Here is a 24,680-nt window from a genome sequence, read left to right on the forward strand (position 1 = left end):
GTTGCGCTGCTCCCCCGAAGGGCGCCGTCGGCGGGGGCGACTGATGCCGGCGACACCCTTCATCTCGGAGGCCTCCTGAGGCCTGGCCCTTGGTTAACCCTTGGCGATGGGCACGGCGACGAAGCGCGACTGGCCGCCGCTCTTCACCCGCATCAGGACGCTGTTCTTGTTGTCGGTCCGCGCCGTGTTGATGGCGTCGCGGACTTCACCGGCGGTGCTCACGCTCTTGCCGCCGACTTCGAGAATCACGTCACCTTCCTTGAAGCCGCGCTCGGCTGCGGCGCTCTTTGGATCGACTTCGGTGATCACGACGCCTTCCTTGCCGGCGCCGGCCACGGAATCGGCGGGCGCCACGGTCATGCCGAGCTTGGGCACGTCGGTGCCGCGGCTCGCGCCCTTGCCGCTGTCCTTGTCGATGTCGGCCTTGGCCTCGATCGTGTTCGGCAGCTGGCCGAGGGTGAGGTTCACGACCTTGTCCTGGCCCTTGTGCAGCACGTTGAGCTTCACGGTCGCGCCGGGCGCCAGGCCGCCAATGGTGCGGGCGAGCTCGCGGGCGTCCTTGACCGATTCGCCGTTGACCGACGTGATCACGTCACCGGACTCGATGCCGGCCTTGGCCGCCGGACCATTCGCCTGCGGCTCGGCAACCAGCGCGCCTTCGGCCTTCTTCATGCCAAGGCTGTCGGCGATGTCGGATGTCACCGGCTGAATCTGCACGCCGATCCAACCGCGGCTGACCGAGCCCTTGTCCTTGAGCTGCGCCACCACGCTCTTCACGGTGCTGGCGGGGATCGAGAACGCGATGCCGACGCTGCCGCCGGAAGGCGAGTAGATCGCGGTGTTGACGCCCATCACCTCACCGTTGGTGTCGAAGGCCGGACCGCCGGAATTGCCCTTGTTCACGGGCGCGTCGATCTGGATGAAATCATCGTAGGGGCCGTTGCCGATGTCGCGGCCGCTGGCCGAAACGATGCCAGCAGTCACGGTGCCGCCGAGGCCGAACGGGTTGCCGACCGCGAGCACCCAGTCGCCGATCCGCGGCTTGCCGTCGGCAAGCTTCGCGAACGGGAAGTTCGAGCTGCCCTCGACCTTGATCAAGGCGAGGTCGGTGCGCTGATCGGTGCCGATCACCTTGGCGGTGTAGGTCTTGCCGTCGTCGGTCGTGACCTCGACCTTGTCGGCGCCGTCGACCACGTGGTTGTTGGTCACGGCGAAGCCATCAGCCGAGATGAAGAAGCCGGAGCCCTGGCCCTGCACGACGCGGCCACGACCGCCACCACCCTTAAGGCCCGGGATGCCATCCGGACCACCGAAGCGGCGGAAGAACCGCTCCATCGGCGAGCCCGGCTGGAACGGCGACTGCGCGTCATCACCGTCGTCATTGCTCGCGGTCTTTTCCTTGATGTTGACCTTCACCGAGATCACCGACGGTTTCACGCGCTCGACGATGTCGGCGAAACCAATCGGGCGTTCGACCTTGCGGACCTCGTTGTTGACCTGTGCATGCGCCGGGCTCGAGAACAGGTCGGCCGGCGAGGTCGACGTGCCGAAGCCGTAGACGGCGGCGCCGAGGCCGGCGACAACCGAGGCCATCAGCGCGATCTTGCGGGCCGAGAAAACGGACCGGCGGGGCTGCCGGTAGGACGGAAGGTTCGAGAGGTCGGAACGGTCGGTCATGCAGAGATCTCCAGGGCCTTGAAATCCATTTGGCGCCTGACGGCGGCACCTTACGGACCTGAAGATGGGGGCTGCCGCCTTACCGTGCGCTGGCGGCGGGGTTAAACTTTTGTAATGAACGCGGAATGCGGATGCGGCAGTTTATCGCGGCCGAAAGTAGTGAACCTGTAGGAACTTAACGAAGTTCCGGGAACGCCCGCGCAGCGCCGGCTGCTGCGCGCAGCAACGTAGCTAGTGAGACTTGGCTTCATCCGCCATCAATGCGGCGAGCCGCGCTTCCTCGTCGGGCGTGAGCGGCGGAGCCGGTAGGTCTGCACCATTTCGCGAGCGCCGGCGGATTTGAAGCCATAGCGCCAGGCCGCCGCCAAGCAGCAGCAGCGGCGCGAGCAGCCACAGCAGCATGTTCTGGCGCTCGAAGCGCGGCTTGAGCAGCACGAACTCGCCGTAGCGCGCAACCAGGAAATCGAGCACTTGCGAATTGCTGTCGCCGGCCGCGATGCGCTCGCGCACCAGGAGCCGCAAATCGCGCGCGAGCGGCGCATCGGAATCGTCGATCGACTGGTTCTGGCAGACCATGCAGCGCAGCTCGCGCGACAAGTCGCGTGCACGCGACTCCTTCGCAGGGTCCGACATGATCTCGTCGGGCTGCACGGCATGCGCCGCAGGCAAGGCCAGCAGCATCAGCGCGATGAACGCGACCATCATTCGGCGCATCAGATCACTCCGCCGGCTGCAGGCGCTGCTTTGTCCGCGCCGGTTTTGGCGCACCCACCCGCAGGCGCCGGTCCGACAGCGACAGCACGCCGCCGAACGCCATCAGCACCGGCCCCCACCAGATCAGCAGCACCAGCGGCTTGTGATAGATGCGCACGGCAATGGCGCCCTCGGCAGTGGCGTCGCCGAGCGAGATGTAGAGCTGGCTGGCGCCGCGCGTCAGCAGCGCGGCCTCGGTGGTCGAGGAGCCGCGGGTGGTGAAGCTGCGCTTGGATGGCGTCATCACGCTGAGCTTCTCGCCGTCACTGCTGACGTTGAATTCGGCGATCATCTCGTGGAAGTTCGGCCCTTGGCGCTGAAACAGGCCATCCAGCTTGACGTCATAGCCGGCGACATGGGCGATGTCATTCTGCTTCATCGTTGCGATATATTCGCTGTTCCAGGTGGTCTCGCAGACGATTCCGATCAGCGCGACGCCGAGGCCGGCATGCGCAAATACCGAGCCCCAGGCCGAGCGCGGCAAACCGCGGGCACGATGCAGCGTCGTCGCGAACGGCAGGCGGAACAAGCCGGTTCGTTCGGCCAGATCCGTCGCGGCGCCGGCAATGACGAAGACGCCAAGTCCGATTGCCAATGGCGCCAGCGCGCTGCCGCCGCGCGCCCAGCCCCAGACCATGGCAACGGCGACAAGCCCGGCAACGCCGGCCGCGAGCAGCCGTTGCGTAACGCCAAGCAGATCGCCGCGTTTCCATGCCAGCATCGGACCGAACGGCACGGCGAGCAGCAACAGCGTGAACAGCGGGGCGAAGGTGAGATTGTAGAAGGGAGCACCGACCGACATCTTGAAATCGGCGAGCATCTCCATCGCCAGCGGATAGAGCGTGCCGAACAGCACCACCGCGCAGGCGACCGTGAGCAGCAAATTGTTCAGCACCAGCGCACCTTCGCGCGAGATCGGCGCAAACAAGCCGCCCTGCTTCAACGACGTCGCGCGCCCCGCGAACAGCGACAGGCTGCCCCCGATGAACAGGCAGAGAATCAGGAGAATGAACACGCCGCGGGTTGGATCGGTCGCGAAGGCATGCACCGAGGTGATGACCCCCGAGCGCACCAGGAAGGTCCCGAGCAGCGATAGCGAGAAGGTCAGGATCGACAAGAGGATGGTCCAGACCTTCAGCGCGTTGCGCTTCTCCATCACCAGAGCCGAATGCAGCAGTGCGGTGCCGGCAAGCCACGGCATCAGCGAGGCGTTCTCGACCGGGTCCCAGAACCACCAGCCGCCCCAGCCCAGTTCGTAATAGGCCCAGTACGAGCCCATGGCGATACCGAGGGTCAGGAAGATCCAGGCAACCAGTGTCCACGGCCGCACCCAGCGCGCCCACGCGGCATCGATCCGCCCCTCCAGCAACGCCGCGATCGCGAAGGAGAACGAGATCGAGAAGCCGACATAGCCGAGATAGAGCATTGGCGGATGCACGGCGAGACCGATGTCCTGAAGCACCGGATTGAGATCGCGTCCCTCGATCGGCGGGTTGGCGATGCGCAGGAACGGGTTGGAGGTCACCAGGATGAAGAGATAGAAGGCGCTGGCGATCCACGCCTGTACGGCCAGCACATGCGCGCGCAGCGACAGCGGCAGATTATTGCCGAAGGCCGCGACCAATCCGCCGAACAGCGCGAGGATCGACACCCACAACAGCATCGAACCTTCATGGTTTCCCCACACGCCGGTGATCTTGTAGAGCAGCGGCTTCATGGAGTGGGAATTCTCGTAGACGTTGGCAACCGAGAAATCCGACTCTACGTGCAGCATCACCAATGCGATGAACGACGCACCGACGAACAGAAGCTGCGCCAGCGCAGTGGAGCGCGCTACATTCATCAGCGCGTCATCGCGCAGCCGCGCGCCGATCAGGGGCACGATGGACTGGATCAGTGCCAGTCCGAGCGCCAGCACCAGCGCGTAATGTCCTGACTCCGCGATCACCGAATTGCTCCCTGCGGATTGCCCTGCGCAGTCGTGGCCCCAGGCTTGACGCTATCTGAAGCCTTGACGCCATCGGAAGCCTTGGCGCCGTAGTCATCCTTCCAGTGCCCCTGCTTCTTCAGGGCATCGGCAACGTCCTTGGGCATGTAGGTTTCGTCGTGCTTGGCGAGCACCGTGTCGGCCTTGAACACGCCATCGGCGTCGAGCGCGCCTTCGGCGACGACGCCCTGCCCTTCGCGGAACAGATCAGGCAAAATGCCCTTGAAGGCGACCGGAAGCTTGGCGCCGCCGTCGGCGACCTCGAAGGTCACTGCGAGATTGTCGCCGCGCTGGAGCGAGCCGGGCTGCACCAGGCCGCCGAGGCGAAACCGCTTGCCGGGCGCGACGTGCTTCTCGGCGACCATGGTCGGGGTCGAGAAGAACACGATGGAGTCGCGCAGTGCGTTGAGCACCAGCCCGGCCGCGAGCGCGAGCACGGCAAGCGAGCCGCCGATGATGGTCATACGTCGCTGCTTGCGCGTCATGGCGTATCCATTCCCTGCCCGTCTCGTCGTGACATCGTCATCCGTCGAGCCCGAGTGTCTTGAGGCCTTCATCGAGCTGGCGCAACCGCGCTGCATCGTTGGCAACTGCCTGGCGGGCATCGGTCGATGCCCCCACCGCCTTGTCGCGATCCCCCATCACGAGATAGGCGCGCACCAGGCGCAGCCAACCCTCGACGTCGTCGCCGTTCTGCTTGAGGCGCGTGGCGAGCCGCTCGACCATGCCGCGAACCATCGCGTTGCGATCGCCCTCTTTCATGTCCTTGGAAGCTGCGAGGGTTTCATCCGACAGCGCCGGCATCGTCGCGCCACCGCCGCCGACCCGGGCGAGCGAGGTCTGCACCAGAGGGCGCCACGGCGCATCCGCCGGCGCTTTCGCCAGCAGCGCGCGCCAGATATTGGCGGCATCGTCCTTGCGGCCGTCCTGCTCGGCGGCGAGACCGAGAAAATAGTTCGCCTTAGGGTCGTCGGCGCTGAGCGCCCGCGCGCGCTCGAACTCGGTCTTGGCCTCGGCGGTCACGACGCCGCCGGCGGCGGCCGAGATCGCTTCGCCGAGATCGGACCGGCGCTCCGCGCTCTCGCCGTTGTAGGTGAGCGAGTTGCGATAGGCGCGCACGGCGTCGTCGAAGCGGCCAAGCCGCTCCAGCACGGGCGCGATCACGTTCCAGCCGCGCCCGTCGGTCGGATTCTTTTCCAGATGTTGCTCGACCTGGACGACCAGATTCTCGAGCGACTGCGCCATGCCGGACCCGGATCCGCGCTCCCGCTGCGCCAATGGAAAGTCCTGAAGCCTGGGCGAGCCGAGCGGCACGTAGACGCTGATCGCAACCAGCGGCAGGCCGGCAAGCGCCAACACGGCCGCCGCGCGGCGCCATTTGAGGCTGGATTTCGGCGCCGTTGCGGGCTCGCTGCCGGCTGCGGCGAGCAGCCTGCGGCTGACCTCGACGCGCGCGGCCTCAGCTTCGGGCGCTGCGATCAGCCCTGCGGCAAGATCACGCTCGATCTCGGCGAGTTGGTCCTTGTAGACCGCGACCTCGCTGCCCTGATTTTGCGTGCGTCCGCTACGGCCGAGCGGCAAAAGCACGGCGAAGATCGCCGCGACCGTCATCAGCGCGAACACGAACCATAGCGTCATCTGGCAAGCTTCCGGCAGCGCGCAAGCCGCGCCCACAGGTGGCTTTACACCACGGCCGGACGATGCGGCAATTGACAATTGTCAATTCGGCGCGACCGCGCACGGTCCCGAAATGGTGGAAATCCAACGGCTTAGCTGATCTCGAAGTCCGCGCTTTGGGCGGCGTCCTCGCCATGCCCGTTGAAGGCCTTCAGGAAGTATGTTCCCGGCTCGATAGCGTCGGGCAATCTGATGCGCAACGCCCCGACCGGAACGGGCGATGCAACCCTGGTGACGGTCTCAGGAAGCTGCCGACCGCTTGCCTTTTCGACCAGCACCACCTTCGCGCCGACCATCAGCCTTTGATATTTGGCAACGACGACGCGATTTTCAATTTCGATGGAACTGATAACGGATTTCATGCGCCCACAGATAGAAATATCAACATTTGCACGGCGACCGTAGGGCCCGACATCGGCACCGTCAACCTGAAATTGTGACTACTGAAATATGCGCCTGGATCAGCTCGCGCGCGACGATTTGCGCTCGCCCGTGGCCGCGTTCTCCGCGGCGCGGCTCATCAGCGAGGCATAATCATCGCCGAACAGCACCTGGCAGAAGCGGATCGCGGCCTGCACCTGCTGCTGCCGATAGGTGCGGACCTTGTGATCGGCGCCGCGCAGCGACTGCACCAGCTGCTCGGTTGAACGCTCGACATATTGCTGGAGGTCGGAATAGGTGCGCAGTGTCACCTCGTTGATCGCAAGCTCGCTCGCATAGTTGCGACAGGTCGCGACGAAATCGATCAGCGCCACGGCTTCCTCGACCTCGGTGCTGTCGATCCGCGCGCCCGGCGGAATGTCCTTCTCGGCGCGCTGGCGCAGGATGCGGCGGACGCGGCCGGGAACACTGTCGATCTCGGATTGCAGCGCGTTGGAGATGTCGGCCCGGATCGAGGTCAACTGCTTGCCCCAAGCGGAATCGTTGCGCAGGTCGAGCTCGGTACGCAGGCCGCGGACGCCGTCGTGCAGCGTCTTGAGATTGCCGGCGACATTGTCGAAATGGCCGCGCTTGATGTCCATGCGCAGGATGGCGGCCACGCAAGACAGATCATGCAGCGCCATCGTGACGGCAACGCCATAGGGCGTTGCCGCAACACGGATCTCGTCGTCGGACGCGGCAATCTTGATGGCGAGGCGGATGATCTGCCACGGCGCGGTCATCCGCTGCACGACGATGGAGAGCGCGAAGGGCAGCATCTGCGGCGTCTGGAGGACGGGAATGTTGAGCGCGGCAGTCACCGAGGCGATCTGAGCATCGCCGAAGGCGCGCAAAGAGCGCGGCAGCTTCTCGTTCAAGGTGGCGATGGCGTCGCGGACCGCGAGCACCGCCCCGGTCGAATAGAGATCCTCGATCACGTTGGGCGGACCAACGCGTGCGAGCGCACGCGATTTGTCACCCCCGCCCGGCCCCGTCAGCTCGAAGATGGCATCCGCGGCGACCGCCTGGAGCTTCGAGGCCAGCGCTTCGACCTGCCCTGCGCTGTCGGCCGGCATGCGCGCCAGCGCCGCCTCGAATTCGCTCAGCTTGGCCGGAGCACCGTCGCGGCCGAGCCATTGCCAGATCGGAGCCAGCGAGGAGCGGCGGATCTGCCCGGCCCGGATCGGGGCGCCTGCCTCGACCAGGAAGGGTTCCAGCACCTGGAACAGTAGCCGCGACAGATCGTCCGTGCGCGGCGGTGTTGCTTCCTCGGCTTCCGTCTTGCGGACAATCTTGCGCAGCTGGTCGAGCACGAGAGTCGCCACTGCCGTGTCCTGGCCGCGCTCGAGCGCGCGCTCGAACTCCCGCATCAGCAGTGCCTGCGCCTGCGGCGGGAGCTGCGCGAGATATTCCCTCAGCCGCTCGATCGATGTCTGGCTCATGCGTCCGGGTAATGAACGGTAAAATGGCGGACGTGGGATCCGTCCTGCTCGATCATAGGTGGGGCCGCTTAAGAAGCCGTTTAGGAAGTCGCTCCGAATACCCCTGGTTTGGTCCGGATCGGTGTGCTGCTGCAGGTCAAATAGTCGCGTCGGAACAAGGGATTATATTCCGGGGAGGACCAGCTCCGCCCGCAGGCCCCCGGTCGGCGCGCGGCCGAGTGAGAGGCTGCCGCCGTAGAGCGCAGCGAGCTCGGTCACGATCGACAGCCCCAGCCCCGATCCGGGCTTGGACTCGTCGAGCCGCTGGCCGCGCCGTGAGACCTGGGTACGCTCGGCCTCCGATAGGCCGCGGCCGTCGTCGTCGACGATGATATGCAGCCGCGGACCGGCGCTCGCCTGATGCGGCGCCTCCACCAGAACTTCGATGAAGACCCGCGAGGCCGCCCATTTGCAGGCGTTGTCGACGAGATTGCCGACCATCTCCTCCAGATCCTGCCGCTCGCCGCGAAATTTCGCCGACGGATCGGCCTCGGCCTCGACCACGACGCCGCGGCCGCGGTGGATCTTCTCCATGGTCCGCCGCAATGCCTCGATGGCCGGTGCAACCTCCGTCACCGTCGCGACGACCGAGACCCGCGCCGCGATGCGCGCGCGCTCAAGGTGATGGGCGACCTGGTCGCGCATCACGTCGGCCTGCTCCATCACCTTTGCCGCGAACGGATCGGCGGCATGCGCGCCAGCCTCGTTCACGATGACCGAGAGCGGCGTCTTGATGGCGTGGGCAAGGTTGCCGACATGGGTGCGGGCGCGCTCGACGATCTCGCGATTGGCGTCGATCAGCGCGTTGGTCTCACGCGCCAGCGGCGCGATCTCGACCGGGAACTCGCCCTCGAGCCGCTCGGCCCTCCCGGACCGGATGTCGGCGATGGATTCGGAGATGCGCTTGAGCGGCGCGAGACCGAAGCGGACCTGGAACACGGTTGTCAGCAGCAACACGATGCCGAGCGCGGTGAAGGTGCCGCCGAGATAGTAGTCGAAACTGCGCGTCTCGTCGAAAATCTCGGTGTCGTCGCCGGCGACACTGACGAGAAATTTGCCGTCCGCGCCGAGATCGACCGGCCGCTCCACCATGCGCAGGTTCTGTCCCTCGGGACCGTCGACATAAGCGATCCGGATGCCGGCGGCGGTAAGCTCGGTGCCCTGCTCTTCAAGCTTCGGCAGCTTCTTGTCCCAGAGCGAGCGCGACGAGCGCACCTCCGGCTTTTCGGTGTCGGTCCGCGTGATCTGCCAGTACCAGCCGGACAACGGCAGTTCGAACAGAGGCTCGCCGAGCGACTGGAACTGGCGGTCCGGGGGCTCGTCGGGGGTGGCAACCTCGGCGATCAGTGTGCGGAGATAGAGATTGAGCCGGCGATCGAAGGCGCGCTCGGTGGCGTTCTTGTAGACCGACGACAGCACTACGCCGGTGATGGCCAGGATCACCACGAGCCACGCGGTCGCCGACAGGAACAGGCGGTTCGCGAGCGAGCTGGCGGGCATCGGAATGATCCCGGAGGCGCGGGGTGGCATGGCGTCGGAACTCATGACCCGAACAAGGCCTCTGCCGGGCCGCCCGTCAAGCCAAGATACGTCTAGACAAGACCGTTCGAGAGACCACGATTCATGCGCCGGGGGGCGGCGGGGTCAGGAGATAGCCGAGGCCGCGGACAGTCTGGATGATGTCGACGTCGAGCTTCTTGCGGATGCGGCCGACGAAGACCTCGATGGTGTTGGAGTCGCGGTCGAAGTCCTGGTCGTAGAGATGCTCGACCAGCTCGGTGCGGGACACGACGCGCCCCGAATGATGCATCAGGTAGGCCAGAAGCCGATATTCGTGCGACGTCATCTTGATGGGATTGCCCGATACGCTGACCCGGCCGGTCCTGGTATCGAGCGTGACGGGTCCGCAGCTCAGCTCGCTTTGGGCATGGCCGGTGGAGCGGCGCAGCAGCGCGCGGATGCGCGCCAGCACCTCCTCCAGGTGGAACGGCTTTGCGACGTAGTCGTCGGCGCCGGCATCAAAGCCCTGGACCTTGTCGCTCCAGCGGTCGCGCGCGGTGAGGATGAGGACCGGCATGGTGCGGCCGTTGCGCCGCCAGGCTTCCAGGACCGAGATGCCGTCCTTCTTCGGCAGGCCGATGTCGAGCACCACGGCATCGTAGGGCTCGTTGTCACCGAGATAATGCCCCTCCTCCCCGTCGAAGGCGCGATCGACGACATAGCCGGCGTCGGTCAGCGCTTTGGTAAGCTGGCGATTGAGATCGGGGTCGTCCTCAACGACGAGCAGGCGCACGCTTCTCTCCAGAATTAGGCCGCATGAACACCCGCACAGATGAGCAATTCCGGCGTGAACTGGATATGAACACGGGGAACCGGCCGCGTTACTTTTTGGTCATATCCGACCTGTTCGCGCAAAACGCATTGCGCCCGCCAGGCCACCGGACGAACCGGCGGCCTGGCGGGCGCAATGTGCCGCGTTACGCGGCGAGTCGGAAGGTGCGAACCGTCCGCTCGATCTGCCGATCAGGTCCGGAAGAACACGAACCAGATGACCGCGAGGATCAGGATCGCAAGCCCGGTGGATATGGCGAGCAGCGCCGCCACCGACGGCCCAGGCTCGCCCTGGCGCGCCTCGGTCGGAGTTTCCACGATCTGACGTTGGTCTCGCGTGGTTGCCATGGTGACCTCAATTCTGACTGTCGCGTCGGATGGCCGCGACTGCTCGCGGCGGAATGTCTCGTGCCAACGCATGATGGGATATGATGTTCCGGCCTTTGCGGCCTGATCAGGTTGCAACCGCGCACCGGGCGGCCGGTTAACGCAGTTGCAAGATTCAGCGATCCGCCTTGCTATGATTCGTTGTTCCCCGATGGTATCTTCGTCTTCTGTCCCCGTTGCGTTTGGAGTAGCCCATGGCCCCCCGCGCCAATTGGAAGGGTTTTCTGCGTTTGTCGCTCGTGACCTGCCCGGTCGCGCTCTATCCGGCCACTTCGGATACCGAGAAGGTCTCGTTCAACCAGATCAACCGCAAGACCGGCCACCGGATCAAGTACCTCAAGGTCGACGCCGAGACCGGTGACGAGGTGACCTCGGAGGACATCGTCAAGGGCTACAAGGTCGACACCGACACCTATATCGAGGTCACCAAGGACGAGCTCGACGACATCGCGCTGGACTCCACCCACACGATCGAGATCGACGAGTTCGTACCGAAGACCGACATCGACAGCCGCTATCTGATCCGCCCCTATTATCTCGTGCCCGATGGCAAGGTCGGCCATGACGCCTTTGCGGTGATCCGCGAGACGATCCGGAGCATGGACAAGGTCGCGATCGGCCGCGTGGTGCTGACCAACCGCGAGCACATCATCGCGCTGGAGCCGCTCGGGAGCGGCCTGATGGGGACGCTGCTGCGCTACCCCTATGAGGTGCGCGGCGAGAAGGACTATTTCGACGACATCCAGGACGTGAAGCTGACCAAGGACATGCTCGACCTTGCTAAGCACATCGTCGAGAAGAAGTCCGGCGCGTTCGAGCCCGAGCTGTTCGAGGACCATTACGAGACCGCGCTGATCGACCTCATCAACAAGAAGCGCAGCGGCGCGCCCATCGCAGCAAAGGCCGCGCCCAAGACCGGCGGCAACGTCATCAACCTCATGGACGCGCTGAAGAAGAGCATCGCGAACGAGAAGGACGCAAGCCCCGCGGCGAAGGTGGCCAAGGACGCGAGCAAGGACGTCGTCAAGGGCAAGAAGCCGAAGAAACGCGTCGAAGGCCAGCGCGAGATGCTGCTGCCGATCGCCGGCAAGGGCGGCAAGGACGCCGCTGCGAAAGCCGCTCCCAAGAAGGCCGACAAGCCAGTGCGCGCGCCGGCGCGGGCGAAGAAGGCCGGCTAGAACCATCGCACAGCGACGACGCCGTGATGCCTCCCCTCGTCGATCGGCCGACCTGACATGCCCTGGTCGACCGCGTTCGACGACCCCATTTCGTTACATGGCGGGCGCAAGCTCCGGACGCTGCAAGAAGCTGCCGATCACATCATGCGACTGCCCGAGGATACGCAGCATGCCAGCCACTGGCAGACCGCGATCGAAACCCTGATCAACGCGGCCGAGACCGGCGGCGGCTGGACGATGTTCGCCCGCATCGCGGTGTTGCGGGCGCTGAATGCGGACGCTCGGCGCGACTGAGCTTTGCACCCCGGTCGAGAACAGGCTCAACAATCCGTTAAGCCAAGCCCGCGCTTTCAGCGTCTGCCCGCAGTCGCGGGGGCGGCACGTAATCCTACGGAAGACAAAATTAACCGACGCTTCTCGCTCAGCGCAGCATGGTCGCCCCTCGATTGAACCCGGGATTTGCAGGCTCGTGCAGCAGCAGGACGCCAGAAAGAACTACATCGGCATCGTCAACGACGCGGCCGAGGAAGAAAGCCTCGCCGGCAGCTCCGCGCGGGCGCAGCCGTGCGCGGTGAGCTATCTGGTCGGACGCGTGGCAGCGGTGCTGAAACGCCCCGGCAAGATCGCGCCGGAACGTCAGATCTCGTCCTGAGACGGGATGACGACATCGCCAAATGCGTCCGAATTGGGTGACGAAACCTTAAGTCAATCGATGACACCATATCAGACGGCAGGTGAGGACCACCCAGCTGCGTTTTGACGCGCCCGCGAAAAATTAGTGAATCAATTTACCATTCCGAAAACGGCACCAGCCTAGGTTGGACGGATGAACAGGAGTTGACGATGACTTTGCTCAAGTCATTTCTTGCCAATGAAAATGGTGCCACCGCCATCGAGTATTGTCTGATCGCCACGGGCATCGCGCTCGCGATCATCACGGCCGTGAACAACACGGGCGGCGCACTCCTGAGCGGCAAATTCAACTCGATCAGCGCGGCGGTGAAGTAGCCGGCATAGCCGGCGCGCCGCAATCTCATCAGCACGAGTCCGCGTGCGGCACGCCGGATGACGGACTCCTCCTTCCGATGCGGCGGCGACCCCAGCCTGATTTTCGCGAAGTTCGCATTATGGCGTTGTGTCGTGCGGTTGCGCCGTCGTAGAGCGTAAGCTCAAACTCCAGCGGCCCGATGACATGATTCCTTCCGACAAGCCGACCTCGACAATCCGGGCTCGCCTTGGCTCGGACCGATCGGTGGCGATCACCGTTCTTGCTGTCCTGGCGGCCCTGTCGTTTCTTCCGGTGCTGCTGACCCCTATCCCCGCGATGGTCGACTATCCCAATCACCTCGCCCGGATGTATATTCTGAGCCAGAACGGCACGCCCAACGCCAATCCGCATTACGAAGTGGCCTGGGCATTCTATCCCAACCTTGGAATGGATCTGCTGGTCCCGCAAATGGCGCGGCTGATCAGCGTCGAGAACGCCACGCGGCTGTTTCTGCTCCTGAGCCAATTGCTGATCGTCGGAGGCGCGCTTTTGCTCGAATGGGCCCGGAAGGGACGGGTCCATCTCGCCGGCTTTGCGGCGCTCGCTTTCCTTTACTGTCTGCCGTTCAGCTGGGGCTTCGTGAATTTCGAGTTCGGACTGGGCCTCGCTCTCTGCGGCATCGCGCTCTATCTGATGCTCGCGGAACGCCCATGGCCACTGCGTTTCGTCGTCAACATGGTCTTCGTCGCTGCGCTGTTTGCGGCGCATTTCTTCTCCCTCGGCATTTACGGCGCGACGCTCGGCCTTTACGAGCTCTCGCGCATCCGCCATGGGCGAACATCGTACGGTGTCGCCGCCGCGCGGCTCGCCGCGTTGGCCATACCGGCACTTGCCCTGTTTGGGATCATGCGCATGACGGCGGGATCGATCGGAAGCGAAGGAACGAACTGGTTCTTCGGATTCAAGCCGATCTGGCCGTTGCGCATCATGAACGGCTACAATTTGACGGTCGCGGCGGCGACCGGACTGACGCTGATGATCTCGCTGTTCTTCGCCGCAAGGCGCGGTGTCCTCAAGCTCGAAGCAGCCGGAATCTGGCTCGCGATCGGCTTCGCTCTGCTCTATGTCGTCATTCCCTCGAAGCTGTTCGGAACCTCGTTCGTCGACCTGCGCGTGATTCCCGCTGCGGCTCTGATCCTGCCGGCCTTCTGCTCGCTGACGCTGCCCAGCCGGGCGTGGAGAATGGCGGCGCTCGCCGCGATCAGTAGCGTCATACTGATCAACCTCGCCGTCGTGCTGGCGGTGTGGCTGCCTTACCGCACCGACTATGCGGCCATGGTCCAGTCGTTCCACAAGATCGATCGCGGCTCGCGCATCCTGGTCGCCAGCACGGACGACAATGGAGACCCGCCCTTCGCCGACCTCACCTCATATCCGATGTATTATGCGCCGACGCTCGCCGTGCACTATGCCAGCGCGTTCGTGCCCAATCTCTTCACGGAAGCGGGCAAGCAGCCCGTGCGAGCCCGCGAGGACGTGCGCCGTCTTGCCATTCCCTACGGGGGCCCGGTGCCGCTCGGCGTGCTTGCGGCGATTGCGGCAAGCGGGCCGCCGGCTGGCGTTCCGCCGTTCGTCAGCACCTGGCACCAGGATTACGACTATCTCTACGTCCTCGGGCCGAAGGTCGCGAACCCGCTGCCGGATCTGCTGGAAGCGTTGGACACCTCGGAGCGATTTGTTCTCTACAAGATCCGCCGCAAGTCCTAGGCCGCAAGTCCTAGACCAAAGCCGCCGCTGCCCAGCGTGGTTAATTGGGTATCACCATCCGCACCCGCCTCATTGGAAGCGGCCACGGCGCCCCATATCCTTAATGGTTGTGGCAAGGCGACCTTAACCACCACCGGCATAGACTTCCGCTCCTGCAACGAGTTGGACTCTCTCGCATGGCGGCCAATTTCCAGTCGATCCGCTACAGCCTCGTCATCCCCGTGTTCAACGAGGAAGCCGTGTTGCCGGTGCTGCTGCGCAGGCTCGACCTGGTCTTGTCCCGGCTCGACGGGCCGGCAGAAGCAATCTTAGTCGACGACGGCAGCAGTGATTCCAGCTCGATCGTGCTACAGGCGCTCGCCACGCGCGACCCGCGCTTTCGCTATATCGGCCTGTCGCGAAATTTCGGGCATCAGATCGCCATCACCGCCGGCATGGACGCCGCGCAGGGTGATGCGATCATCGTCATGGATGCCGATTTGCAGGATCCGCCCGAAGTGATCGAGCAATTGATCGCAAAATGGCAGGAAGGCAACGACATCGTCCACGCCCGCCGCCTGTCGCGCGACGGCGAAAGCCGATTCAAGCGCGCGACCGCGCATCTGTTCTACCGGCTTCTCGGCAGGATGTCCTCGGTCGGCATCCCCGCCGATGTCGGCGACTTCCGCCTGATCGATCGCAAGGTGCTCGACGCGCTTCGGCAGATGCCGGAGCAGGACCGCTTCGTACGCGGCATGATCGCCTGGCTCGGCTTCCGGCAGGCCGAGGTCACCTTCCACCGCCTCGAGCGCGCGGCGGGCGAGACCAAATATCCGCTGTTCAAGATGGTGCGGCTCGCGACGAACGCCGCGCTCGGCTTTTCCGATCTGCCCTTGCGCCTCGCGATCTGGTGCGGATTGACGGTCTCGGGTCTGGCACTGCTCTATGGCGGCTGGGTGATCGTGTTGTGGCTCAGCAACGACAGTCATCTCGTGACCGGCTGGTCCTCGACGATCGTCGTCGTGTCCCTGCTGTGTGGAATGAACATGCTGATGACGGGCATCGTGGGGCTTTACGTCGGTCGCATCCATGCCGAGGTGAAACGGCGTCCGCTCTACGTGGTGCAGACACGCGCCGGCTTCGAGCGCAACGAGGCGACGGCCGCGCCTGCGATTCACGCCGTCCACGAGTGATCCAGCGCATGACCGAGCTCTTCGACGGTTATCACGACAACTACCGTGACGTGGTCCAATCCTCGATCGACTTCTCCGGTTTGCCGCATCATTTCTTCATGCGCGCCAAGGCCGATCTCCTGGGCAATCTGATCTCGCAGCGGCTCGACACGGAGAGGCCCGACATGCTGGACGTCGGCTGCGGCGTCGGCAGCCTTCATCCGCTGCTGCACGGCATGGTCGGCCGCTTGAGCGGCATCGACGTTTCTTCGGCCAGCCTGGCGCAGGCACGCGCTGACAATGGCAGGGTCGACTACCGTGAGTTTGACGGCCGCACCTTTCCTTTCGACGATGCCAGCTTCGATCTGGTCACGGCCGTCTGCGTGATGCATCACGTCGTGCCGGCCGAGTGGGCGCAATTCATCACGGAGATGCGGCGCGTGACCCGCCCTGGGGGACTCGTCTGCGTCATCGAGCACAATCCATACAACCCGCTGACGCGCCTTGCCGTCGCGCGTTGTGAGTTCGACCGGGACGCCGTCTTGCTCGGGGCCGGTAAAGCCCGAAAATTGATGGCTGCCGGCGGCTTGCGCGAGATCGGTGCGCGCCATTTCCTGCTGCTGCCCTGGGACACCAAGCCCGCGCGGCGCCTCGAAGCGACCCTGAGCGGCGTGCCGCTTGGCGGCCAATACGCCGCCTTCGGGACCGCTTGATCTATCTTTGCGGCATATCTCGCCGCTTGTGCACGACCGCCACGTCATCGCTGTAGACGCGCTGCCATTGGGGCAGCCGGTCCAGCATCGCTATCGCCGGCGTCCCCGGCGCGAGCAGCGTCGCGCCGATATTGTATTCGTCGAGCAACTTGAGAAAGTCGCCGAGATCGACCAGCGCCAGGGCGCGATTGTAGCGGTTGATCAACGCTCCCCCGTACAGTTCACCGCGACCGTCGATAAAGGTGGGAATGCCGGCAAAGATCAAATAGCCGCCGAAGGAATAATCGTTGAGTACGTGCCCCGCCGTGGCGAGCTTGGCTTCAGGGATGGCAGCCTGAGGGGTAATGGCAGGAGCCGGCCGTATGTCACGGGCCAGCGTCGCCCCGCTCACCGCGATCAACACACCCAGCACGGCCAGGTTCAGGCCGCGTGACGAGCCGGCAGCATCTTCCGCAATCGATCCGCCGAACGTCCGCCCCAGCGGAGCCGCCAGATAGAGCGGCGCCAGCATGGCCAGCAGATCCGCATTGCGGATCTGAGCCAGCGCGAAATGCAGCAAGCCGATCACGACCAAGGTGCGCACGACCGGCAGCGTCACGCCACGCGAGAGCGCGAAGATGCCGGCCAGCAGCAGCAACTCGAAGATACCTATGTGGCTGAAATCCTGCGGCCGCCATTCCGCGATCCAACCGAGCGCGGGGCCCAGGCCGAGTGTAGTCAGCGGCATCAGCAGCGGTTCCGGCCCGTAGGGGGTCAGGCAGGACGCAGCGACCGCAAGCGCGGTGAATGGCAGCCACCGCAGGAATACGCGCGGCCATTCGCTGCGCTTCTCGCGCAGCAGCGCCTCGAGCCCCGCAGGGCCGATCAGTCCAAGCGCCAGCACCACACTGCCGTGCAGATTGGCCCACACGACCAGCAGCGGAAGGGCCCAATACGGCGGAGGCCCTCCACGATCCATGCAGCGTACCAGGGCAGCCGCCCAGGTCACCATCAACGGCAGCACCAGCACATGTGGCCGCGCCAGCATATGCGGCGCCAACAGGATCACGGCCGCGATCACCATGAGCAGCGTCTGGGCCGGCGAAAGCTCGCGCAGCAGGAAGAACGTGAACAGGCCGAACGCGAGCGCTATCGCCGCGGCGGCGACGACGAGGACGCCCTGCCAGCCGGCAAGCGCGTAGGCTCCGGCATAGATGATCTCCGAGAGCCATTCGAAGGTGATCCAGGGGGCGCCGTGCCTCGAAAAAGAAAATGGGTCGCTCGCCGGCAGCGTGCCGTGCGCGATGATCCAGCGCCCGACCTCGATGTGCGAATAGGTGTCGGGATCATTGAGCAGCCGCGGTCCTAGGATCAGCAGCAGGACATAGACGCCAAGGCTCACCAGCCAGGGAAGCGCCGCACGCGCCGAAAACGGTTGAACCTCGCTGTGGACGACCTGGTCACTCATGGCGAGCGCAAGTTAGGGCGCAAGCGTTAAATTCCTCTTTGACGTTCACGGCGGCTGGGGAGCGCGCGGCGGGCCGGTCACGCTTTGTGAACCATACTCCCAGCTGCGAAATCCGGGCTGCGGCGCTTTGACGACCATGCGGGTCCTGATACCCTTCATACTGTCAATCGACCAACCACAGCTGCAAGGATGCGGATGAGAAGCGTGATGCTCCTGGCTTTCAGCCTCGTCTTTGTCGGCGTCTGGTCGCAGGACGGCGCGAGAGGACAGACTTCGGCCGCACCGCCGGTTTCGCTTTCTCCGCCCAATGGATCGCCGCCGCACGCGGGCGCCAAAAATTCCAGACCTCCGCCGGCAGCATCCATCAGAGGAGCTTCGCCGCCGGTGATCGGCGGGCTTCCATCGGCGCCGAACCCAGCCGCCGACTACGATGGCTTCAGCGTAGGCACCGGCGACGACAATGACGCCTCGACCCAGGTGGTCCCGCCTGTGAGATCACGCACGGCGACGGGCTCCAGGGCCGACCCGGGTGCTAAAGGCGCCGCTGAGCAATTGATCGATCAAGAAGACGAGGCGTTGAAACGCAAGCTGAGGATCTGCCAAAGCTGCAAGTAGCGGTCGTAGCGGATCGAGCGCGGCGAAATTGGTCACCGGTCTATCCGGGTGGAACGGCCCGGATTGCGCTGCGCTCCATCCGGGCTACGGCAGCTCGCTGCATAGCTGACCTACCGCAGCTCTCACGCGCTCACGCTTTACCCTCCGCCAATTTCCTGATCCTCTCTCCCCAATCAGCCGGAGCAACCGGCCCGCCCAGGGAGAGAGACGCCATGAAGCTCGGCACCGCGATTGCGGAAATCATGAAGCGCGAGGGGATCGAGATCCTCTGCGGCTATCCGGTCAACCATCTGATCGAGCATGCGGCGAAGGCCGATATCCGGCCGGTGATGGTGCGGCAGGAGCGCGTCGGCATTCACATGGCGGATGCGATCTCGCGGGTGACATCGGGACGCTCGATCGGCGCGTTCTGCATGCAGCATGGGCCCGGCGCGGAGAACGCGATGGGCGGCGTCGCGCAATGCTACGGCGAATCCGTTCCCGTGCTGGTGCTGCCGATGGGCTATCAGCGCAGGCTTGCGCATATCGAGCCGAACTTCAATTCCAGCGAGGCGATGAAGGCGTTTTCGAAATCGTCCGAACCGATCATCCTTGCCGCCGAGGTCGCCAACATTTTTCGTCGCGCCTTCACCAAGCTGAAGAACGGCCGCGGCGGGCCTGTCATCGTCGAGATCCCAGCGGACATGTGGAACGAGGAGGTGCCGGAGCCGCTGAACTACACGCCTGTGCTGCGCACGCGCTACGGCGCCGACCCCGTACATGTGAAGGAAGCCGCCAGCCTCCTCACGAATGCCAGGCGCGCGGTGATCTATGCCGGCCAGGGCGTGCATTACGCGCAGGCCTGGCCGCAACTGAAACGGCTGGCCGAACGGCTCGCCATTCCCGTCACGACCAGCCTTGGAGGCAAATCGTCCTTTCCGGAAACGCATCCGCTCTCGCTCGGCTCCGGCGGCCTTGCGGTGCCGCGCGCCGTGCCGAAGTTCCTGGCCGAGGCCGACGTCATTTTCGGCATCGGCTGCTCCTTCACCGAAACAAGCTTCGGCATCGCGATGCCGAAAGACAAAACCATCATCCACTCCACACTCGATCCGAACCATCTCAACAAGGACGTCGAAGCCAGGATCGGCCTCGTCGGCGATGCCGGGCTCGTGCTCGATGCGCTGCTGGAGGAGATCGGCAAGACCGTCACCGCGGATCGGGACGCCTCGGCGGTCGCCGCAGAGATCGCGGCCTCGCACAAGGAGTGGCTGGCGAAATGGATGCCGAAGCTCACCAGCAATGATGCGCCCTTGAGTCCTTATCGCGTGCTGTGGGACCTGCAGCATACCGTCGACATCGGCAACACGATCATCACCCACGATGCCGGCAGCCCGCGCGACCAGCTCTCGCCGTTCTGGAAGTCGGTCGAGCCCCTCACCTATCTCGGCTGGGGCAAGACGACGCAACTCGGCTACGGTCTTGGGCTGGCCATGGGCGCAAAACTCGCAAAGCCCGACAAGCTCTGCATCAATGTCTGGGGCGATGCCGCGATCGGCTTCACCGGCATGGATTTCGAGACCGCGGTGCGCGAGCGCATTCCGATCATGTCGATCCTGCTGAACAATTTTTCGATGGCGATCGAATTGAAGGTGATGCCGGTCTCGACCGAGAAATATCGCTCGACCGACATTTCCGGTGACTACGCCGCGATGGCGCGCGCCTTCGGCGGCTATGGCGAGCGGGTGACAAGACCCGAGGACATCATCCCCGCGATCAGGCGCGGCATCCAGAAGACGCAGGAAGGCGTTCCCGTGCTGCTGGAATTCATCACCAGCAAGGAGACCGAGGTGTCGCGCCCGGGCACATAAAGCTGGCCGGATTCTGGCAGCAAAACTCGCCGTCGCGGACGCTGGCTCCGGCCGCACGAGATGTGATAATCCGCCCTGGTGCCGCGCTTGTCGCAGCATCAAGCCGGATTGCGAATGACCGCCCCTTCCAACGACATCGCGGAACTTGAGCGCCTGTTACAGGCGGCCACAGCCGAGAACGCGCAGCTTCGCAGCGAGCTCGCGATTGCGCGCGATCGTCAGAGCGCCAGCGCCGGGATTCTGCGCACCATCGCGGCCTCTCCCTCCGATGCCCGGCCGGTCTTCGAGGCGATTGCGTCCAGCTCCCGGCGTTTGCTCGGCGGCTTCTCCGCCACCGTGCTTCAGTTCATCGAGGACGAGCTCCACCTCGTGGCGTTCACACCAACCAGCCCCGAGGCGGACGAAGGGCTCAAGGCGTCGTTCCCGCGCAAGATTGCCGACTTTCCGACCTTCGCGCTGGTGCGTGGCGGCGAGACGATCCAGTTTCCAGATAGCGAAGCCGCGGAGGTCCCGGAGCTGAACCGGAACCTCGCGCGGCTGCGCGGCTTCCGCAGCGTGCTGTTCATGCCGTTGATGAACCGGGGGACGCCGGTCGGCATGATCAGCGTCACGCGCGCCGAGCCCGGCGCGTTCGCAACCGACCTCGTCCAGCTGCTCCAGACCTTTGCCGACCAGGCGGTGATCGCGATCGAGAACGCGCGCCTGTTCAACGAGACACGCGAGACGCTGGAACGCCAGACCGCCACCGCCGACATCCTGAAAGTGATGGCCGCTTCACCGTCCGACGTACAGCCGGTGTTCGACGCCATCGCCGCCAATGCCAACCGGCTGATTGGCGGCTTCTCCACGGCGGTGCTGCGCTACATCGGCGGCGCCGCGCACCTTGCGGCGTTCACGCCGACCGATCCGGCCGGCGATCGCGTGCTGCAGGCCTCGTTCCCGGTGCCATTCGCGCAGTTCCCGCCCTACCGGCTCGTGGCCAATGGGGCGGCGGCGCAATTGCCCGACACCGAGGTCGAACCGGCAGCCCGCGATATCGCGCGCGCCCGCGGCTACCGCAGCATGTTGTTCGCGCCCTTGATGAGCGACGGTGAGGCCATCGGAATCATCATCGCCACGCGACGCGCGACCGGCGCATTCGGCGAGCATCATGTGCGGCTGCTGCAGACCTTCGCCGACCAGGCGGTGATCGCGATCAAGAATGTCAGCCTGTTCAATACCACGAGGGAGGCGCTGGAACGGCAGACCGCGACCGCCGACATCCTCAAGGTGATCGCGGCCTCGCCCGCGGATGTGACGCCGGTGTTTCAGGCGATCTCCGATAGCGCCAAGTCCCTGGTCGGCGGACATTCCTCCACCGTCACGCGCGTCACCGACGGCCTGCTGCACCTGGCCGCCTTCAGCACCGACAACGCAGCCGGCAACGAAGAGCTGCTCAGCTCGTTCCCGGCGCCGCTGTCGGCGTCCGGCATTCACAGCCGCGTGGCAAGAAGCGGAGAGTTCGCATTCCGCAGCGACATGCAGAACGAGCCCGACCTCACCGACGCCATGCGCGAGCTGGCGCGGACGCGAGGTTATCGCAGCATCCTCGTGATCCCGATGCTCCGCGACGGCGTCGCGATCGGCACCATCGGCGTGACGCGGCCGGAAGCCGGTCCCTTCCCGGACAAGGCGATCGCCCTGCTCAAGACCTTTGCAGACCAGGCCGTGATCGCCATCGAGAACACGCGCCTGTTCAACGAGGTGCAGGATCGCACCCGGGACCTCGCCAAATCGCTCGATGATTTGCGTGCTGCCCAAGACCGGCTGGTGCAAACCGAGAAGCTGGCCTCGCTCGGCCAGCTCACGGCCGGGATTGCGCACGAGATCAAGAACCCGCTCAACTTCGTCAACAATTTTGCATCGCTCTCCGCCGAGCTGACGGACGAGCTGAATGATGCGCTCGCGCCTGTCCCGCTTGCTGACAACGTCCGCAGCGAGGTCGACGAGCTGACCGGGCTCCTGAAGGACAATCTCGCGAAGATCGTGCAGCACGGCAGGCGCGCCGACTCCATCGTCAAGAACATGCTGCTGCATTCCCGCGAGGGCGGCGGCGAGCATCGGCTGAGCGACATCAACGCGCTGGTCGAGGAGAGCCTCAACCTCGCCTATCACGGCGCCCGCGCCGAGAAGCCGCAGTTCGACGTGACGCTGAAGCGCGAGCTCGATCCGGCGGCCGGGCAAGCGGAAGTGTTTCCGCAGGAGATCACCCGGGTGCTGCTGAACCTGATCTCGAATGGCTTCCACGCGGTCGCCAAGCGCAAGTCGGATGACGGCGCCGCCGATTACGAGCCGGTGGTGATCGCCGCGACACGCGACCGGGGCGACAGCATCGAGATCCGCATCCGCGACAATGGCACCGGCATTCCGCACGAGGTGAAGGAAAAGATGTTCGATCCGTTCTTCACCACCAAGCCGGCCGGCGAAGGCACCGGCCTTGGATTGTCGATGAGCCACGATATCGTGGTCAAGCAGCACGGCGGCACCATCGACGTCGCGACGGAGCCCGGCACGTTCACGGAATTTACGATTCGATTGCCGCGAAACAGCAGCTTTCCGGGCGGAGGCCGCGGCTAGCGGTTCTTATTCCGCCATCTCGACGGGTTGCGTCGTGGACGGACCGGCCAGCGGCCGCTCCTCCATCATGATCAAGCAGAGCGCGGCGCCAGCCATCAGCGCGGTGGCGGCGCCGAAAACGTAGCGGAACGCATGCCGCATGTCGTCGGCGGGGATCGCATTGACGGCGCCGTGATGCTCGCCGGCGAGCGGAACGTCGGCACCGAGGGCGATGAGCAGGATGGCCGCGAACGCCGCGACCGTGAACGAGGACATCAGCGAGCGGAAGAAGTTCAAGGCGCCGGTGATGGTGCCGACCTGCGGACGGGCGACCGAATTCTGCACCGAGACCACGCAGACCGGAAAGGTAGTGCCGAGGCCAAGCGCAAACGCAGCCATCAGTGTCAGCAGTGCCCAGAGCGGCAACGTCGTCAACGTGAGGGCGAGGCCGCACAGCGCGGCCCAGGACGTTCCGACGATGGCGACCCGCTTGTAGTGCTTGGCGCGCGCCATGGTGCGACCGGCGACGGCCGCGCCGACGGTCGAGACCGCCGCGAGCGGAATCAGCGCAAGGCCCGCTTCGCTGGCGCTGAGGTGATAGACCGCCTCGTAATAGAGCGGCAGCTGCACGGTGAGGCCCGTGATCGCACCGAGCGCGCAGCCGCCGGCCGTCAGCCCGAACGGCACAACCGATCCTCCGAGCAGCGGCAGCGGCAGGAACGGTTCGTCGGCGCGGCGCGCATGCCACACGAAAGTGACCGCGAGTGCGACCGCGCCGCCCACCATCGCAAGCACGGTTGGCGAGAGCCACGGAAAGCGCGTGCCGCCCCAGGTCAGCACAAGCATGAAGACGACGGCGGAGGCCATCAGCAGCACGCCGCCGAGCCAGTCGACCTTGCGCTTGCGGTGGAACACCGGGATCTTTTTCATCCGGGGCAGCAGCAGCGCGATCGCCGCGGCCGCGAGCGGCACATTGATCCAGAAGATCATCGACCAATGCAGATGCTCGGCAAACACGCCGCCGATGACCGGGCCGAGAATGCCGCCGACCATCCACACGCTGGAGAAATAGGCTTGGTACTGGCCGCGCTCGCGTGGGCTCACGACGTCGGAGATCACGGTCTGCACCACCGGCATGATGCCGCCGCCACCCAGCCCCTGGAGACCGCGTGCAAGAATCAGCATCGGCAGGTTCGGTGCGATCGCGCACAGCACCGAGCCCGCGACGAACAGGCTGAGCGAGATGATGATCATGACGCGGCGGCCGTAGATGTCGCTGAGCGTGCCGAACACCGGCGCGACCGCGGTCGAGGCGAGCAGATAGGCGGTGATGACCCAGGAGAGATTGGAGACGTCGTGGAACTGGCGTCCGATGGTCGGCAGCGCGGTGGCGACGATGGTCTGGTCCAGTGCGGCCAGGAACATCGTCAGCATCAGGCTGATGACGATGGTGCGGACCTCGTCCTGCGACAGCGGAGCCGGCGGCGCGAGCGAAGGAGCGTCATCGACGCTCAAGACCTCGCTCGGAAGGCGGGACAATTCCTCGGCGATATCGTCGGGCAATGTCTGGGTGTCGGCAGAACTGCTCTGCCGCTCGAACTTGTTCATCTCGATCGGAAGCCATGAGGCGGCGCAACGCCGCGAAGGATTCGTTCTATGCACTCCA

At 64.9% G+C, this 24,680-nt stretch carries 22 protein-coding genes; 10 read left to right on the top strand and 12 right to left on the bottom strand.

The window, feature by feature from the left end; translation table 11 throughout:
- Positions 1-93: 93 nt before the first annotated feature.
- The 10 genes from AC0L3J_RS08090 to AC0L3J_RS08135 all read right to left on the bottom strand — a co-directional run bounded on the left by AC0L3J_RS08090 (position 94) and on the right by AC0L3J_RS08135 (position 10,674).
- Positions 94-1,677 (bottom strand): Do family serine endopeptidase, encoded by a 1,584-nt coding sequence (locus AC0L3J_RS08090; protein WP_456765134.1) that lies wholly within the window; start codon positions 1,675-1,677, stop codon positions 94-96.
- A 231-nt stretch (positions 1,678-1,908) separates the two neighbouring features.
- Positions 1,909-2,391 carry a cytochrome c-type biogenesis protein gene (locus tag AC0L3J_RS08095; RefSeq protein WP_456765135.1) on the bottom strand — a complete coding sequence of 161 codons (483 nt, stop codon included), beginning with the start codon at positions 2,389-2,391 and terminating at the stop codon, positions 1,909-1,911.
- A 4-nt stretch (positions 2,392-2,395) separates the two neighbouring features.
- Positions 2,396-4,378 carry a heme lyase CcmF/NrfE family subunit gene (locus tag AC0L3J_RS08100; protein WP_456765136.1) on the bottom strand — a complete coding sequence of 661 codons (1,983 nt, stop codon included), beginning with the start codon at positions 4,376-4,378 and terminating at the stop codon, positions 2,396-2,398.
- Entirely contained in the window at positions 4,375-4,902 is a 528-nt protein-coding gene (gene ccmE, locus AC0L3J_RS08105) for a cytochrome c maturation protein CcmE (protein ID WP_456765137.1), read from the bottom strand. The genes AC0L3J_RS08100 and ccmE overlap by 4 nt, the downstream gene beginning before the upstream one ends.
- 37 nt (positions 4,903-4,939) lie before the next feature.
- Positions 4,940-6,055, bottom strand: coding sequence for a c-type cytochrome biogenesis protein CcmI (gene ccmI, locus AC0L3J_RS08110; RefSeq protein WP_456765138.1), 1,116 nt, complete (start codon positions 6,053-6,055; stop codon positions 4,940-4,942).
- A 131-nt stretch (positions 6,056-6,186) separates the two neighbouring features.
- Positions 6,187-6,456 (bottom strand): hypothetical protein, encoded by a 270-nt coding sequence (locus AC0L3J_RS08115; protein ID WP_456765139.1) that lies wholly within the window; start codon positions 6,454-6,456, stop codon positions 6,187-6,189.
- A 99-nt stretch (positions 6,457-6,555) separates the two neighbouring features.
- Positions 6,556-7,956 carry a hypothetical protein gene (locus AC0L3J_RS08120; protein ID WP_456765140.1) on the bottom strand — a complete coding sequence of 467 codons (1,401 nt, stop codon included), beginning with the start codon at positions 7,954-7,956 and terminating at the stop codon, positions 6,556-6,558.
- A gap of 162 nt (positions 7,957-8,118) precedes the next feature.
- Positions 8,119-9,495: an ATP-binding protein gene (locus AC0L3J_RS08125; protein ID WP_456765141.1), complete on the bottom strand. Its 1,377-nt coding sequence runs from the start codon at positions 9,493-9,495 to the stop codon at positions 8,119-8,121.
- A gap of 121 nt (positions 9,496-9,616) precedes the next feature.
- Positions 9,617-10,288, bottom strand: a complete 672-nt coding sequence (locus AC0L3J_RS08130; protein ID WP_027569117.1) for a response regulator transcription factor — start codon at positions 10,286-10,288, stop codon at positions 9,617-9,619.
- Positions 10,289-10,518: 230 nt separating this feature from the next.
- The gene (locus tag AC0L3J_RS08135) at positions 10,519-10,674 is read right to left on the bottom strand and encodes a hypothetical protein (RefSeq protein WP_007593402.1); all 156 of its coding nucleotides are present in this window, start codon (positions 10,672-10,674) and stop codon (positions 10,519-10,521) included.
- A gap of 233 nt (positions 10,675-10,907) precedes the next feature.
- On the opposite strand from AC0L3J_RS08135, the gene ku reads away from it, so the two are divergent.
- The 7 genes from ku (at position 10,908) to AC0L3J_RS08170 (ending at position 16,510) form a co-directional block, all read left to right on the top strand.
- Complete coding sequence (gene ku, locus AC0L3J_RS08140) at positions 10,908-11,891, top strand: non-homologous end joining protein Ku (RefSeq protein WP_456765142.1); 984 nt, start codon at positions 10,908-10,910, stop codon at positions 11,889-11,891.
- 57 nt (positions 11,892-11,948) lie between these two features.
- Positions 11,949-12,185 carry a hypothetical protein gene (locus tag AC0L3J_RS08145; protein ID WP_456765143.1) on the top strand — a complete coding sequence of 79 codons (237 nt, stop codon included), beginning with the start codon at positions 11,949-11,951 and terminating at the stop codon, positions 12,183-12,185.
- Positions 12,186-12,360: 175 nt separating this feature from the next.
- Positions 12,361-12,543: a hypothetical protein gene (locus AC0L3J_RS08150; RefSeq protein ID WP_456765144.1), complete on the top strand. Its 183-nt coding sequence runs from the start codon at positions 12,361-12,363 to the stop codon at positions 12,541-12,543.
- Between the two features lie 191 nt (positions 12,544-12,734).
- Positions 12,735-12,899 carry a Flp family type IVb pilin gene (locus tag AC0L3J_RS08155; RefSeq protein WP_456765145.1) on the top strand — a complete coding sequence of 55 codons (165 nt, stop codon included), beginning with the start codon at positions 12,735-12,737 and terminating at the stop codon, positions 12,897-12,899.
- A gap of 184 nt (positions 12,900-13,083) precedes the next feature.
- Positions 13,084-14,646 carry a hypothetical protein gene (locus tag AC0L3J_RS08160; protein ID WP_456765146.1) on the top strand — a complete coding sequence of 521 codons (1,563 nt, stop codon included), beginning with the start codon at positions 13,084-13,086 and terminating at the stop codon, positions 14,644-14,646.
- Positions 14,647-14,822: 176 nt separating this feature from the next.
- Positions 14,823-15,818 (top strand): glycosyltransferase family 2 protein, encoded by a 996-nt coding sequence (locus AC0L3J_RS08165; protein WP_473346772.1) that lies wholly within the window; start codon positions 14,823-14,825, stop codon positions 15,816-15,818.
- A gap of 8 nt (positions 15,819-15,826) precedes the next feature.
- On the top strand, positions 15,827-16,510 hold the full coding sequence (locus AC0L3J_RS08170) for a class I SAM-dependent methyltransferase (protein ID WP_456765148.1): 684 nt from the start codon (positions 15,827-15,829) through the stop codon (positions 16,508-16,510).
- A 1-nt stretch (position 16,511) separates the two neighbouring features.
- On the opposite strand, the gene AC0L3J_RS08175 is transcribed toward AC0L3J_RS08170, so the two are convergent.
- Entirely contained in the window at positions 16,512-17,957 is a 1,446-nt protein-coding gene (locus tag AC0L3J_RS08175; RefSeq protein WP_456765149.1) for a hypothetical protein, read from the bottom strand.
- A gap of 195 nt (positions 17,958-18,152) precedes the next feature.
- Between AC0L3J_RS08175 and AC0L3J_RS08180 the strand changes: the two genes are divergently transcribed.
- From AC0L3J_RS08180 to AC0L3J_RS08190, 3 genes are all read left to right on the top strand, one after another.
- A complete protein-coding gene (locus tag AC0L3J_RS08180) occupies positions 18,153-18,572 on the top strand; it encodes a hypothetical protein (protein WP_456765150.1) in 420 nt (139 codons plus the stop codon).
- A 158-nt stretch (positions 18,573-18,730) separates the two neighbouring features.
- Complete coding sequence (locus AC0L3J_RS08185; RefSeq protein ID WP_456769665.1) at positions 18,731-20,419, top strand: thiamine pyrophosphate-requiring protein; 1,689 nt, start codon at positions 18,731-18,733, stop codon at positions 20,417-20,419.
- Positions 20,420-20,533: 114 nt separating this feature from the next.
- Positions 20,534-23,035 (top strand): GAF domain-containing sensor histidine kinase, encoded by a 2,502-nt coding sequence (locus tag AC0L3J_RS08190; RefSeq protein ID WP_456765151.1) that lies wholly within the window; start codon positions 20,534-20,536, stop codon positions 23,033-23,035.
- A gap of 6 nt (positions 23,036-23,041) precedes the next feature.
- Here AC0L3J_RS08190 and AC0L3J_RS08195 read toward each other — a convergent pair whose 3' ends face one another.
- Positions 23,042-24,622 (bottom strand): MDR family MFS transporter, encoded by a 1,581-nt coding sequence (locus AC0L3J_RS08195; protein WP_027516953.1) that lies wholly within the window; start codon positions 24,620-24,622, stop codon positions 23,042-23,044.
- Positions 24,623-24,680: the final 58 nt, after the last annotated feature.

This window comes from Bradyrhizobium sp. Kon37, assembly GCF_055807535.1.

Bases quoted from the DNA above. Each gene is read 5' to 3' on its own strand.
- AC0L3J_RS08090 (WP_456765134.1), bottom strand. From the start codon at position 1,677: ATGACCGACCGTTCCGACCTCTCGAACCTTCCGTCCTACCGGCAGCCC.
- AC0L3J_RS08095 (WP_456765135.1), bottom strand. From the start codon at position 2,391: ATGCGCCGAATGATGGTCGCGTTCATCGCGCTGATGCTGCTGGCCTTG.
- ccmE (WP_456765137.1), bottom strand. From the start codon at position 4,902: ATGACGCGCAAGCAGCGACGTATGACCATCATCGGCGGCTCGCTTGCC.
- ccmI (WP_456765138.1), bottom strand. From the start codon at position 6,055: ATGACGCTATGGTTCGTGTTCGCGCTGATGACGGTCGCGGCGATCTTC.
- AC0L3J_RS08115 (WP_456765139.1), bottom strand. From the start codon at position 6,456: ATGAAATCCGTTATCAGTTCCATCGAAATTGAAAATCGCGTCGTCGTT.
- AC0L3J_RS08120 (WP_456765140.1), bottom strand. From the start codon at position 7,956: ATGAGCCAGACATCGATCGAGCGGCTGAGGGAATATCTCGCGCAGCTC.
- AC0L3J_RS08125 (WP_456765141.1), bottom strand. From the start codon at position 9,495: ATGCCCGCCAGCTCGCTCGCGAACCGCCTGTTCCTGTCGGCGACCGCG.
- AC0L3J_RS08135 (WP_007593402.1), bottom strand. From the start codon at position 10,674: ATGGCAACCACGCGAGACCAACGTCAGATCGTGGAAACTCCGACCGAG.
- ku (WP_456765142.1), top strand. From the start codon at position 10,908: ATGGCCCCCCGCGCCAATTGGAAGGGTTTTCTGCGTTTGTCGCTCGTG.
- AC0L3J_RS08145 (WP_456765143.1), top strand. From the start codon at position 11,949: ATGCCCTGGTCGACCGCGTTCGACGACCCCATTTCGTTACATGGCGGG.
- AC0L3J_RS08155 (WP_456765145.1), top strand. From the start codon at position 12,735: ATGACTTTGCTCAAGTCATTTCTTGCCAATGAAAATGGTGCCACCGCC.
- AC0L3J_RS08160 (WP_456765146.1), top strand. From the start codon at position 13,084: ATGATTCCTTCCGACAAGCCGACCTCGACAATCCGGGCTCGCCTTGGC.
- AC0L3J_RS08165 (WP_473346772.1), top strand. From the start codon at position 14,823: ATGGCGGCCAATTTCCAGTCGATCCGCTACAGCCTCGTCATCCCCGTG.
- AC0L3J_RS08170 (WP_456765148.1), top strand. From the start codon at position 15,827: ATGACCGAGCTCTTCGACGGTTATCACGACAACTACCGTGACGTGGTC.
- AC0L3J_RS08175 (WP_456765149.1), bottom strand. From the start codon at position 17,957: ATGAGTGACCAGGTCGTCCACAGCGAGGTTCAACCGTTTTCGGCGCGT.
- AC0L3J_RS08180 (WP_456765150.1), top strand. From the start codon at position 18,153: ATGAGAAGCGTGATGCTCCTGGCTTTCAGCCTCGTCTTTGTCGGCGTC.
- AC0L3J_RS08190 (WP_456765151.1), top strand. From the start codon at position 20,534: ATGACCGCCCCTTCCAACGACATCGCGGAACTTGAGCGCCTGTTACAG.
- AC0L3J_RS08195 (WP_027516953.1), bottom strand. From the start codon at position 24,622: ATGAACAAGTTCGAGCGGCAGAGCAGTTCTGCCGACACCCAGACATTG.